At 67.5% G+C, this 12359-nt stretch carries 10 protein-coding genes, 1 pseudogene and 1 riboswitch; of the genes and pseudogenes, 1 reads left to right on the top strand and 10 read right to left on the bottom strand.

Annotated elements, in window-relative coordinates:
* Positions 1 to 28: 28 nt before the first annotated feature.
* A riboswitch (cobalamin riboswitch) is annotated at positions 29 to 230 on the bottom strand.
* A 72-nt stretch (positions 231 to 302) separates the two neighbouring features.
* The 6 genes from dxs to L1F06_RS21185 all read right to left on the bottom strand — a co-directional run bounded on the left by dxs (position 303) and on the right by L1F06_RS21185 (position 8718).
* Positions 303 to 2198: a 1-deoxy-D-xylulose-5-phosphate synthase gene (gene dxs / locus L1F06_RS21210; protein ID WP_096825521.1), complete on the bottom strand. Its 1896-nt coding sequence runs from the start codon at positions 2196 to 2198 to the stop codon at positions 303 to 305.
* 82 nt (positions 2199 to 2280) lie between these two features.
* Complete coding sequence (locus tag L1F06_RS21205) at positions 2281 to 3231, bottom strand: alpha/beta fold hydrolase (protein ID WP_129483017.1); 951 nt, start codon at positions 3229 to 3231, stop codon at positions 2281 to 2283.
* Between the two features lie 10 nt (positions 3232 to 3241).
* A complete protein-coding gene (locus L1F06_RS21200) occupies positions 3242 to 6514 on the bottom strand; it encodes a carboxyl transferase domain-containing protein (protein WP_129483016.1) in 3273 nt (1090 codons plus the stop codon).
* Between the two features lie 135 nt (positions 6515 to 6649).
* The gene (locus tag L1F06_RS21195) at positions 6650 to 7537 is read right to left on the bottom strand and encodes a polyprenyl synthetase family protein (RefSeq protein WP_003244023.1); all 888 of its coding nucleotides are present in this window, start codon (positions 7535 to 7537) and stop codon (positions 6650 to 6652) included.
* Positions 7534 to 7776: an exodeoxyribonuclease VII small subunit gene (locus L1F06_RS21190; protein ID WP_003244024.1), complete on the bottom strand. Its 243-nt coding sequence runs from the start codon at positions 7774 to 7776 to the stop codon at positions 7534 to 7536. Before L1F06_RS21190 ends, L1F06_RS21195 begins: the two co-directional genes overlap by 4 nt.
* Positions 7777 to 7947: 171 nt before the next feature.
* A complete protein-coding gene (locus L1F06_RS21185) occupies positions 7948 to 8718 on the bottom strand; it encodes a sulfite exporter TauE/SafE family protein (protein WP_003244026.1) in 771 nt (256 codons plus the stop codon).
* A gap of 121 nt (positions 8719 to 8839) precedes the next feature.
* Here L1F06_RS21185 and L1F06_RS21180 point away from each other — a divergent pair.
* Positions 8840 to 8953: pseudogene (locus L1F06_RS21180) on the top strand (LysR family transcriptional regulator); the annotation flags it as partial.
* A 47-nt stretch (positions 8954 to 9000) separates the two neighbouring features.
* On the opposite strand, the gene L1F06_RS21175 reads toward L1F06_RS21180, so the two are convergent.
* The 4 genes from L1F06_RS21175 to L1F06_RS21160 all read right to left on the bottom strand — a co-directional run bounded on the left by L1F06_RS21175 (position 9001) and on the right by L1F06_RS21160 (position 12314).
* Positions 9001 to 10035 carry a type 1 periplasmic-binding domain-containing protein gene (locus tag L1F06_RS21175; protein WP_129483014.1) on the bottom strand — a complete coding sequence of 345 codons (1035 nt, stop codon included), beginning with the start codon at positions 10033 to 10035 and terminating at the stop codon, positions 9001 to 9003.
* Between the two features lie 296 nt (positions 10036 to 10331).
* A complete protein-coding gene (ppa, locus tag L1F06_RS21170) occupies positions 10332 to 10859 on the bottom strand; it encodes an inorganic diphosphatase (protein ID WP_129483013.1) in 528 nt (175 codons plus the stop codon).
* Between the two features lie 77 nt (positions 10860 to 10936).
* Entirely contained in the window at positions 10937 to 11764 is an 828-nt protein-coding gene (locus L1F06_RS21165; protein WP_129483012.1) for a M90 family metallopeptidase, read from the bottom strand.
* A 94-nt stretch (positions 11765 to 11858) separates the two neighbouring features.
* Positions 11859 to 12314: a GNAT family N-acetyltransferase gene (locus tag L1F06_RS21160; protein ID WP_003244070.1), complete on the bottom strand. Its 456-nt coding sequence runs from the start codon at positions 12312 to 12314 to the stop codon at positions 11859 to 11861.
* Positions 12315 to 12359 lie beyond the last annotated feature (45 nt).

Genomic DNA, 12359 nt, shown 5'->3' with positions numbered 1-12359 from the left:
GGCGCTTGACGGTGCGGCCCTCCGCAACACCAGTCGCACCGCCGGGGCCGGTCTCCGGGCTCACGACCCCGGTCCGCCTTCCCGGGAATACCCAGTGGCCGTGGACAAGGTGCAGGCTGTGGCCTGCCGTCGATTACCGTTGCGGGGGCAGCGTCGGGATTGCCTGGATGGGCGCACCGACTTCCCGTTTCACGCCGCGTCAGCAGCGCACCCTGGCGGAACATGAATGGCGCGCACCTTAGTGCGCGCGAGTATGAATGACAAGCAAGGCCCGCTCATTCGGCGATGAGCGGAGCTCATGCTCAGGCCCGCAGCTGGTCGAGGCGTTCGCGCACCGCGCGTTCGATGCCGGCCTGATCAAGGCCGCATTCTGCGAGCATCTGCGCCGGCTTGGCGTGCTCGACGTAGTAATCGGGCAGGCCCAGATGCAGCAGCGGCTTGATGATGTTCTGCGCGGCGAGGAACTCGCTGACCGCGCTGCCGGCCCCGCCCATGACGGCGTTCTCTTCGATGGTCACCAGCAGCTCGTGGCTGCCGGCCAGCTCGCGCAGCAGGGCCTCGTCCAATGGTTTGACGAAGCGCATGTCGACCACGGTGGCGTTCAGCGCTTCGCCGACCTGCAGCGCTTCGGCCAGTTGCACGCCGAATACCAGCAGGGCTGCGCCCTTGCCCTGGCGTCGCACTATGGCCTTGCCGATCTCTAGCGGCTCCAGCCCGGCGTCGAGCGGCGCATTGGGGCCGCTGCCGCGCGGGTAGCGCACCGCGGCCGGGCCATCGAACAGGTAGCCGGTGGTGAGCATGCGGCGCAGTTCGTTCTCGTCGCTGGGGGTCATCACCAGCATGCCGGGGATGCAGCGCAGGTAGGAGATATCGAAGCTGCCGGCATGGGTCGGGCCGTCTTCGCCGACCAGACCGGCGCGGTCGATGGCGAACAGCACATCGAGATTCTGCACCGCGACGTCGTGGATCAGCTGGTCATAGGCGCGCTGGAGGAAGGTGGAATAGATCGCCACCACCGGCTTGACGCCGTCGCAGGCCATGCCGGCGGCCAGGGTCACGGCGTGCTGCTCGGCGATGGCGACGTCGAAGTAGCGCTCGGGGAAGCGCTCGGCGAAGGCCACCAGATCCGAGCCTTCCTTCATCGCCGGGGTGATGCCGACCAGGCGCTGATCTGCCGCGGCCATGTCGCACAGCCACTGACCGAACACGTTGGAGTATTTCGGGCCGCTCGGTTTCCTGGGCACCGCGCTGGGGGTGACTGGCTCGAGCTTGGTGATGGCGTGATAGCCGATGGGGTCGGCTTCGGCCGGGGCGAAGCCCTTGCCCTTCTTGGTCACCACATGGAGGAACTGCGGGCCGTCCAGGTCGCGCATATTGCGTAATGTCGCAAGCAGGGTGGGCAGGTCGTGGCCGTCGATGGGGCCGACGTAGTTCCAGCCCAGTTCCTCGAACAGGGTGCCGGGTACCAGCATGCCCTTGGCGTGTTCCTCGACCTTGCGTGCGATTTCCCAGGCGCCGGGCAGGCGCGAGAGGATCTTCTTGCTGCCCTCGCGCATGCTGGCGTAGGTGCGGCTGGAGATGATCTTGGCCAGGTAGTTGGACAGGCCGCCGACGTTCTTGGAGATCGACATGTCGTTGTCGTTGAGGATCACCAGCATGTTGGCGCCGACGTCGGTGGCGTGGTTGAGCGCCTCGAAGGCCATGCCGGCGGTCAGCGCGCCGTCACCGATCACCGCCACGCTCTTGCGCTTCTCGCCCTTCAGGCGAGCGGCGATGGCCATGCCCAGGGCGGCGCTGATGCTGGTGCTGGAGTGACCGACGCCGAAGGTGTCGTACTCGCTCTCGCTACGGCGCGGGAAGGCGGCCAGGCCGTCCTTCTGGCGCAGGCTGCCCATGCGCTCGCGACGGCCGGTGAGGATCTTGTGCGGGTAGGCCTGATGGCCGACGTCCCACACCAGGCGGTCATCGGGGGTGTCGAAGACGTAGTGCAGGGCGATGGTCAGCTCGATGACGCCGAGGCCGGCACCGAAGTGCCCGCCGCTCTGGCCGACGCTGTAGAGCAGGTACTGGCGCAGTTCATCGGCGAGGGTTTCCAGGTCCGCTTCGGCCAGGCGGCGCAGTTCGTCGGGCGTGTTGGCGCTGTCGAGCAGCGGCGTCAACGGGCGCTCGCGGGGGATCTCGTGGAAAGTGGTCGGCATCAGGCGAATCGTTATAGGCGTAAAAGATGCGGCAGTTTACCTGATGCCAGGAAAACAGCCCAATCCGGTGTCCACGACGCCGTTACCGGTAGTTTCGTGCGAGAAACTCCAGCAGCAGGGCATTGACCCGTTCGGCGCATTCGCCCTGCAGCCAGTGGCCGGCGCCAGGCAGGTCTTGGCGTTCCAGACGCGGCACCTTGTCGGCCATGCGCTTGAGCGTCGGCGCCTCGAAACGACCGATCGGGTCGTTTTCCCCGAGCAGGAACAGCGTCGGCTGCGTTACCTGCAGTTCGGCCAGGTGCTCGGTACGCTGCCAGTTGTGCTCGAAATTTCGGTACCAGTTCAGCGCGCCGCGAAAGCCGTGGCGCTCGAAGGTGCGCCGGTAGTGGGCGAACGTCGCGTCGTTGCACCAGGGCGGCAGTGGCAGATCCTCCGGCATGCCGTCGAACAGCCGCGCGTCGGCCGGCTTGTCTGTCGCCAGCAGGGCATCGCCCAGGCCGCCGAGCAGCAGGCGCAGGCTGCGGGCGATGTCTTCGTCCAGCTCGGCCTCGGCCAGCCCCGGTTCCTGGAAATACAGGATGTAATGGAAGCGCCCGGCATACGCCTCGCGCATCAGCTCGATGGCCGGGCGTTTCGGCCGCCCGCCGAAGGGCACCGACAGCGCGCCGAGCGCCTTGACCCGCTCGGGCTCCAGCAGCGCCAAATGCCAGGCCACCGGCGCGCCCCAGTCGTGGCCGACCACCGCCACCTCGTGCTGGCCGAGCAGGTCCATCGCCGCCTGGATATCGCCGCACAGGGTGAGCAGCTCATAGGCCGCCGGATCGGCCGGCGCGCTGCTGGCGCCGTAGCCGCGCATCTCCGGGGCGAACACGCGGTAGCCGGTGGCGGCCAGCGCCTCGATCTGCGGATGCCAGGCGTACCAGCATTCGGGAAAGCCATGCAGCAGCCACACCGGCTTGCCGTGCTCGGGGCCGGTGCTGTACAGGCTGAGTTCGATGCCATTGACGGCGAGCAGGCGGTGATCGATATGCATGGAGATGTCCTTACCAGGTGTCGATAAAGGGCCGTTTCTTGCCATCACGCCGCGGCGGGCGCGGCGCCGCATTGAGACCGCGCAGCAGCCAGGCGCGGCTGTCGGCCGGGTCGATCACGGCGTCGATCTCCAGATAGCTGGCCATGTTCAGCGCCTTGCCGTTGTCATAGGCCTTGGCCACCAGCTTGTCGAACAGCGCCTGGCGCGCGGCCTCGTCCGGCTGGGCCGCCAGCTCCTTGGCGAAGCCCAGGCGCACCGCGCCTTCCAGGCCCATGGCGCCGAATTCGCCACTGGGCCAGGCGGCGGTGAACAGCGGCGAGTGGAAGCTGCCGGCGGCCATGGCCTGGGCGCCGAGGCCGTAGCCCTTGCGCAGCACCAGGGTGAAGAAGGGCACCGTGAGGCTGGCGGCGGTGACGAACAGGCGCGAGACGTGGCGCACCGTGGCCTGTTTCTCCGCCTCCGGCCCGACCATGAAGCCGGGGGTGTCGCATAGCGATACGATGGGCAGATCATGGGCCTCGCACAGTTGTAGAAAGCGCGCGGCCTTGTCGCCGGCCACGGCATCGATGGCGCCACCCAGGTGCGCGGGGTTGTTGGCGATCAGGCCGAAGGGCTTGCCCTCGATGCGGATCAGCGCGGTGATCAGGCCGGGGGCGAACTGGCGGCGCAGCTCCAGCACGCTGCCCTCGTCGGCCAGCAGCTCGATCACCTGGCGGATGTCGTACACGCGCAGGCGGTTTTCCGGGATCACCTGGCGCAGCTCGCGAGGATCGCTGCACTGCCAGTCGCTTACCGGGCCCTGGAAATAGCTCAGGTACTGCTTGGCCACGGCGACCGCTGCGGCCTCGTCTTCGACCAGCACGTCGATCACCCCGTTGGGGCCCTGCACGCTGGTCGGGCCAACCTGCTCGGGGGTGAAACTGCCCAGGCCGCCGCCTTCGATCATCGCCGGGCCGGCCATACCGATGCTGGCATTGCGGGTGGCGATGATCACGTCGCAGCAGCCGAGCAGCGCCGCGTTGCCGGCGAAGCAGCGGCCGGAGACCACGCCCACCGTCGGTACCAGGGCGGAGAGCTTGGCCATGGCGACGAAGGTGTGGCAGTCCAGCCCGGCCACGCCAACGAAGTCGGTATCCCCCGGCCGGCCGCCACCGCCTTCGGCGAACAGCACCACCGGCAGGCGCCACTGCTCGGCCAGGGCCAGCATGCGGTCGGTCTTCTTGTGGTTCATCACCCCCTGGGTGCCGGCGAATACCGTGTAGTCGTAGGCGACGGCCATGCAGCGCGCGGCCTCGCTGCCGAAGCGCGCGGCGTTGATCGTGCCGATACCGGCGACCAGGCCGTCGGCCGGGCTCAGCTCCAGCAGCTCCTCGGGCGAACGGCGACGGCGCTGGGCGGCCAGGGCCATGGCGCCGTATTCGATAAAGCTGCCGTCATCGAGCAAGTCGGCGAGGTTTTCCCTTACGGTGCGCTGGCCGGTCTTGCGCCTTTTCGCCACGGCTTCGGGGCGGCGAGCATCGGTCAGCCGAGCATGGCGCTCCAGCACTTCGGCCAGATCGGCGCGGATATGCGCCAGGTCGATTGCCTGCTCGCCATGGCTGTCCAGACCATCCACCTCGGCCGGCTCCAGGAAAGCCAGCGCCTGGCCCTCGCCGACGGCTTCACCGGGTGCCACGGCCAGTGCACGGACGATGCCGCTGTGCTCGGCCTTGACCTCGAATTCCATCTTCATCGCCTCCAGCACGGCGATGCGCTGACCGGCGGCCACGGCGTCGCCTTCGGCCAGCGCCAGGCTGACCAGCACGCCAGCGCTGGGCGCATTCAACGCCAGGGTGCCGGGCGGGGCGTCGAGGCTGGCTCTGGCGCTTTGCGCAGAGGTGTCGCCGGCAAAGTAACGGTGCGGGTGGGCCTGCTCGCGAGGGGCCAGCAGCTCGCCCAGGTGACGCTCGACATAGGTGGTGTCGACCTGATTGGCGATCACCTCGTCGCGCTGCAGCAGGTTCTGCAGCAGGTGCAGGTTGCTCGCCACGCCGTCGAGGCGGAACTCGCACAGTGCCCGGTAGGCGCGGCGCAGGGCGCCGGGGTAGTCGCTGGCGCTGGCGATCAGCTTGGCGATCAGCGAATCGTAGGCCGGGCTCACGGCATAACCGGCATAGCCGCAGCCATCCACACGCAGGCCTGGGCCGCTGGGCGGCTGGTAGGCGGCGAGCACGCCGGCGGCCGGGCGCGCCGTGCCATCGGCGAGCAGGGTTTCCAGATTCAGACGTACCTGCACGGCGTAGCCCTTTGGCACGGGCGGGTTGAGCAGACTCAGCTCGGCCAGGCTGCTGCCGGCGGCCAGGTGCAGTTGCGTGTGCAGCAGGTCGACGCCGGTGACCTGCTCGGTGACGGTGTGCTCCACCTGTACACGCGGGTTAGCCTCCATGAAGTAGAAGCGCCCGGGCTGGTCGAGGTCGAGGAGGAATTCGAAGGTGCCGATGCCGCGATACTGCACCTCGGCGGCCAGGCGCAGCGCGCTAGCGATGATCGCGTCACGGGTGGCCACATCCAGATCTGGGCTGGGCGCGATCTCCACCAGCTTCTGATGGCGGCGCTGCAGGCTGCAGTCGCGTTCCCACAGGTGGCTGACCGCGCCACTGCCGTCGCCGAGCACCTGCACTTCGATATGCCGGGCGCGGCGCACGCGCTTCTCCACATACAGCGCGCCACTGCCGAAGGCGCCCTGGGCCTCCGAGACGCAGCGGGCGAAGGCCTCGGCCAGTTGCGCCGGATCGTCCACTGCACGCATGCCGCGCCCGCCACCGCCGGCCAGGGCCTTGAGCATCACGCTGCCATGCTCGGCAAGAAAGTCCGCGGCCTGCTCCAGCGTCACCGCCTGGTTGATCCCCGGTACCAGCGGCACTGCGCAGCGTTCGGCCAGGTCACGGGCGGCGGCCTTGTCGCCGAACAACTGCAGGGTTTCCGGCGTCGGGCCGACGAAGGTCAGCCCGGCGGCCTGGCAGCGGCGGGCGAACTCGGCGTTCTCGGCGAGAAAACCGTAGCCGGGATGGATGGCCGCACACCCCTGCTCGTGGGCGATGGCAATGAGCTGATCCATATCCAGATAGGCCGCCGGGCCGCGTCCAGCCAGCGCGACGGCCTGGTCGGCCTTGCGCGTGTGCAGGCAGGCGCTGTCGTCCTCGGCGTACACCGCCACGCTGCGGATACCGAGGTCGGCGCAGGCCTGGGCGATGCGGATGGCGATCTCGCCGCGGTTGGCGATCAGCAGGGCGGAAAAGGGCATGGCGGCTCCGGACGTCTTGTCGTTATGGAGCCATCTTAGGAGGCTGGTCGCGGGGGTAAAGCAAGCCTTATGCGGCGATCATGCTGGTATAGATGGTGATGATGACGTTGGCGGTAGCGCGCGACAGCCTATCGGCTAGCTGCGCCGCTCGACGATGTAACGCGCCAGCTCGCGTAGCGGCTCGGCCTGGCTGCCGAAGGGGCGCAGCACGTGCAGGGCCTGGTCGCGCAGTTCCAGGGCATAGTCCTTGGCTGCGTCGAGGCCGAGCAGGGCGGGGTAGGTGGGCTTGTCGTTGGCCTCGTCCTTGCCCTGGGTCTTGCCCAGGGTGGCGGTGTCGCTCTCCACGTCGAGAATGTCGTCCTGCACCTGGAAGGCCAGACCGACGGCGCGGGCGTACTGCAGAAGGGCCTTGAGGCTGAGTTCGTCGGCGTTGCCGCTGGCCAGGGCGCCGAGCAGTACGCTGGCTTCGATCAGCGCGCCGGTCTTGTGCCGGTGCATGGTTTCCAGCGCCGCCTGGTCGAGCTGCTGCCCCACCGAGCCGAGGTCGATGGCCTGGCCGCCGACCATCCCGGCCGGACCGGCTGCGCTGCTCAGGGCATCGATCATCTGCAGACGCACTTCGGCGTCCTGCGGGTTGCGCCGGCGGTCGGCGAGCACCTCGAAGGCCAGGCTCTGCAGGCCGTCACCGGCGAGGATGGCACTGGCCTCGTCGAAGGCCTTGTGCGTGGTGGGTTGGCCGCGGCGCAGGTCGTCGTCGTCCATCGCCGGCAGGTCGTCGTGCACCAGGGAGTAGGCGTGAATCAGCTCCACCGCGCAGGCGGCGCCATCGGCGCGATCGAGATTGCCATCCAGCGCTTCGCAGGCGGCATACACCAGCAGCGGGCGCACGCGCTTGCCGCCGTTCATCACGCTGTAGCGCATCGCCTCGTACAGGCGCTGCAGCTCGGCACGGGGAGGCTGGAACAGCGGCTCGAGGGCGGCGTCGACCCGTGCCTGGCAGCTCGCCTGGTAGGCCTTGATCATGCGGTCGGGTCCGCGTCGAAGGGCGCCGGCTCCAGCTCGCCATCGCGCTCCAGAAGGATCTGCACCTTCTGCTCGGCCTGAGCCAGGGCAGCCTGGCACTCGCGTGTCAGGCCGATGCCCTGCTCGAAGGCGGTCAGCGAGTCTTCCAGCGACAGCTCGCCGCTCTCCAGGCGCTCGACCAGCGTCTGCAGTTCGGCGAGGGAGTGTTCGAAGTCGGGGGCGGCTTTCTTGCGGGCCATGGCGGCGGGTCTCGGGCAGCGTAGAAACGGTCGCGACACTAGCAGAGCCGCGCTTCTCGGGCAAATCAGCGGGCCCGCGGATGTTGTCCGGTACTGGACTCGGCGTAGGGTGCGCCGTGCGCACCGGGCTCGGCGATAGAAAACGATGGTGCGCATTGCACACCCTACGGCCTATGCAGAGAAGTAGGTGCTCCAGAAGTAGTACAGCGTCATCCCGCTGCCCACCAGGATGACGAAGCTGCGTAGCAGTGCCGGAGGAAGTTTTTCGCCCAGTGCGCCGCCAGCGTAGCCGCCAAGGGTGGCGCCGGTGAGCAGGATGGCCAGCTCGTACCAGCTGACCCGCCCGGCGATGACGAAGGTCAGGGTGGCGATGCTGTAGATCACCGCCGAGATCAGGTTCTTCAACGCGTTGGCGCGGGCCAGGGCGTGGCCCTCGATGGAGAAGGCGGCCAACTGCAGGATGCCCATGCCGGCGCCGAAGTAACCGCCGTAGATCGACACGCCGATATGCGCGCCCAGCGACAGCGGCGTGTGCGGCGGATGCTCGGCAGCCTTGCGCCGCTCGGCCAGCCAGCGTCCCAGCCAGGGGCTGGCGGCGAACAGCGCGGTGGCGGCCAGCAGCAGCCAGGGGATCAGCACGCGGAATACGTCGTCGCCGCCGGCCAGCAGCAACAGGCCGCCGAGCAGACCACCGGCCAGGCCGGCCAGCAGCAGCGGGATCAGGTAGCGCCCCAGCGGCCGCAACGAGGCGCGCGCGGCCCAGGCGCCGGCCAGGCTGGCCGGCCACAGGGCCACGGCGTTGGTGGCATTGGCCGTCACCGGCGGCAGACCGGCGGCGAGCAACGCCGGGAAGGAGAAGAAGGTGCCGCCGCCGGCCAGGGCATTCATGCCGCCAGCGGCGAAACCGGCGAGGACCAACAACAGTAGATCGGGCAGGGACATGGCGCAGGCTCGCACAAAAAGAGTGCAGCATAGGGCTGACCATTCGGTCAGCCAAGTGCGACCAAAGTGCGGTGGCCGGGCTGAGGCAGCGCTTGCGGCAGGATCGGATCATTCCAGTTCAATAGCCGCGATCCGTCACTCGCTGTGCTTTGTCGAGATCGCCCGCCAGCGCCGTTTCGCCAAGGCCGCCGATGCCCTGGCGGTGAGCCAGCCGGCGATTGCCAGGGCGCTGCGACGCTGAACAGCGGCCTGCGTGGCGGCGAAGAGGCAGGGCGCGCCCCGTCAGCGACCGACCCGTGGTCGCCACAGGCGCAGATAGGCTTCCTCGTGGCTGGTGTCGAGTTCGATGCTGATGTTCTCGCTCTCGCGCAACACTTGCGCGGTGATCAGCAGGGGTTGGCCGACGAAGCCGCTGGGCGGTTGGCCGGCGAAGGCGCGGTTGAGTTCGTCCACCAGTTGCCAGCCATGGGCACCGAGGGGTTCGGCAACCGTGGCGATCTGCTGCGACAGCCCCGAATGGATGCGCCCCAGGGCCTTGGAGGAACCGTCGCCGGCCGAGACCAGGAGGATGTCCTTGCGCCCGAGGCGCGCCAGCGGCAGGTGCATATGGTCGAAGTACACATCGTTGATCGCCAGCGTGTGGGTCCAGGCGGCGCCAAAGCGCCGCTGCAGCTGCTCGACGCGCGCGTCCAACTCTGCCGATGCGCGGGAAATGGCCAGATCCTCGATGCTCAGCACCTTACAGTGCGGGCAGGCATCCACGCGCTCGGCCATGCGCATGGCCTTGGTGGTGGCGATGGCGAACTGGCTGTCGTTGAAGATCACCACGCCGATCGGTTCGTCGCCGATCACCATATCGGCCGCCATGTCCGCGACCACCAATGGATCGGTAGTGACATTGCTGAACAGCCACTCGGTCGGGCCGGGCTGGCCGCCGGCGTGCCATCCGACCACGGGGATATCGCGTTGCTGCAACAACGCCGGTGGCGTGCCCAGCGCCGCCAATCCGAAACCGCCCAGTACCACGCCGTCTGGCGCGGCCTCCAGGGCCAGATCGGTAATGCGCCGCAATTCGTCGGCATCACCCCGGCCGTCCAGCGCTCTGACCTGCCAGCCGAGCAGCTTGGCGGCGCGCTCGAAGCTGCGGTAAACCCCCACCACGCCGCCATTGCGGAAGTCGGAGGCGAGGAAGATCACGCGTTTGTCGGACTGGGCGGGCGGGCCATCCGGCGGACCGACCCATTGCGAGTGGGCGACGGTGACCAGAAGACCGACCAGTACGGCCATCGTCAAAAGACGCAATTTGCCTGTTTTCATATGGCCCGCCTTGCCGACTCGGCGCAGTGCTGGCGTTGTGCTGTTAAGCATAGTGACAAAGGCCAGATGGCGTGCGGGCGACGCCAGGCCGGCCGTCTGCTCCGTTATGCTTGCGCGCTGTCGTTCCCCGTTCGGAGCGTAGCGGCGCCGACGCAGTAGACCGGCTCGGTTTCCTGCATGTACCTGTCGCAGGTTCCCGGTACCACTGCCGCCCGGGCAGTTCCGTCCATGTCGTTGAGGCGAATTGCAGGCATAAAAAAGCCGGCTTGTGGCCGGCTTTCGGAGGTGGTCAGGGCTTATTTTTGGTAAGCCGCGACTGCCTTGTGGATCAGGCCGCGGGCTTCTTCAGCGCCGCCCCAGCCTTCTACCTTGACCCACTTGCCCTTCTCCAGATCCTTGTAGTTCTCGAAGAAGTGCTTGATCTGCTCGATCAGCAGCGGGGGCAGGTCGGTGTATTCCTGAACGTCCTTGTACAGAACGGTCAGTTTGTCGTGCGGAACGGCAACCAGCTTGGCGTCGCCGCCGGCTTCGTCGCTCATGTGCAGTACGCCGACCGGACGAGCGCGGATCACCGAACCCGGAGCGACCGGGTAGGGGGTCACGACCAGCACGTCGAGGGGGTCGCCGTCGTCAGCCAGGGTGTGCGGGATGAAACCGTAGTTGGCCGGATAGAACATCGGGGTGGCCATGAAGCGATCGACCATCAGGCAATCGCTGTCGTGGTCGATTTCGTATTTGATCGGCGCGTGATTGGCCGGGATCTCGATGGCAACGTAGATGTCGTTCGGCAGGTCTTTGCCAGCCGGGATCTTGCTGTAGCTCATGGGGGAACTCCCAGGGAGGGCCAAAAAAGTGGGGCGGATTATAGGCACATTCGCGCGGGGTGACTACGCCGGCTTACTCAGCCATTGGTCGCGTTTTCGACCATCCGGTAGTCCTGGTGTTCAGCTTGCAGGCGTTGCAGCCGAGCCAGCGGGTCCTGGCGATAGAACAAGGTCAGTTGCCGGTAGACCTCGGGGAAGGCCTCGGCCAGCAGATCCGGGGCGCTGAAGAAGTATTCGCTGGTCACGGCGAAGAACTCGGCCGGGTCTTCGGCGGCGTAGGGGTCGATGGCCGTTTCGGCATCGGGGTCGGCGTCCAGTTGCGCATTCAGCGCGTCATAGGCGCTCTGCATGGCATTGGCCCAGTCCTGCACGCGCATGTCGCGGTGCAGCGGCGGCAGGCCGTTGGCACCACCTTCGAGCATGTCCAGCTTGTGCGCTAGCTCATGGATCACCAGGTTGTAGCCCTCCCAGCTGCCACTGGCTTCCACGCCGGGCCAGGCCAGGATCACCGGGCCCTGGTGCCAGGCCTCGCCGCTGCGTGGGTCGTCCCATTCATGTTCGACCCCGGCAGCGTCGCGGTGGCGCTGCGGGCTGACGAAGTCATCCGGGTAGAGCACGATTTCGTGAAAGCCCCGGTACCAGTCCAGCTCGCCCAGGTGCAGCAGCGGCAGCTGCGCCTGCGCCGCCAGCAGCAGGTGCTCGACGGGGCCGATTTCGACGCCGGGCAGGGCGGTGAGATGCTTGTCATGCAGAAACAGCACGGCACGCTCGCGCAATCGCTGCTGTTCGTGCTCGTCCAGGCCGTCGAGGATCGGCAGACGCCGGCAGACTTCGGCCCAGTGGGCGGGATCGATGGGGTTGCGTTCGAGGATACGGTTACGGCGCCAGGCCTTTAGGGACCACATGCATGCGGGCTCGGGAGGACGATGCCGTCACCATAAGGGCGGCCGGCCTTCGCCACAAGCCGGCATGGCCCGTATTGCGCCTCGCGCCCGGCGCTCAGTCGACGTGGATCGGCAGCACGTAGTTCTTGAACTGCTCGTCCTCGACGAAGCCGATGGACTCGTAGACCTTCTGCGCCACTTCGTTGTCGCGGCTGGTGGCCACGCGCATGCGCACGGCGTTGGTGTCCCTGGCCATCTTCTTCGCGGTCTGCAGCAGGCGGTCGGCGACCAGCTGGCGCCGCGCATCCTCGGCCACGTAGATGTCGTTGAGGATCCACACGCGCTTGAGCGACAGCGACGAATAGCTGGGGTAGAGCTGGCAGAAACCGAGCAGCTTGTCCTCGTCGTCGGCCAGGGCCAGGTAGATCACCGACTCCTTGCGCCGCAGGCGCTTCTCGAGGAACTTGCGCGACGACTCGGGGTAGGGCAGTTCGTTGTAGAACTCGCGGTATTTGACGAACAGCGGGGTCAGCAGGTCCAGGTGCTCCAGGGTGGCTTGGACGATGCGCATGGCGGGCCTCGGCTTCTGTGATTGAACTGGATGGACGATGCAGCT

This window comes from Pseudomonas hydrolytica (genome assembly GCF_021495345.1).
Taxonomy (GTDB): Bacteria; Pseudomonadota; Gammaproteobacteria; order Pseudomonadales; family Pseudomonadaceae; genus Aquipseudomonas; species Aquipseudomonas hydrolytica.
Note: the sequence above shows the minus strand (reverse complement) of the source record. Positions and strands in the feature narration are given on the sequence as shown.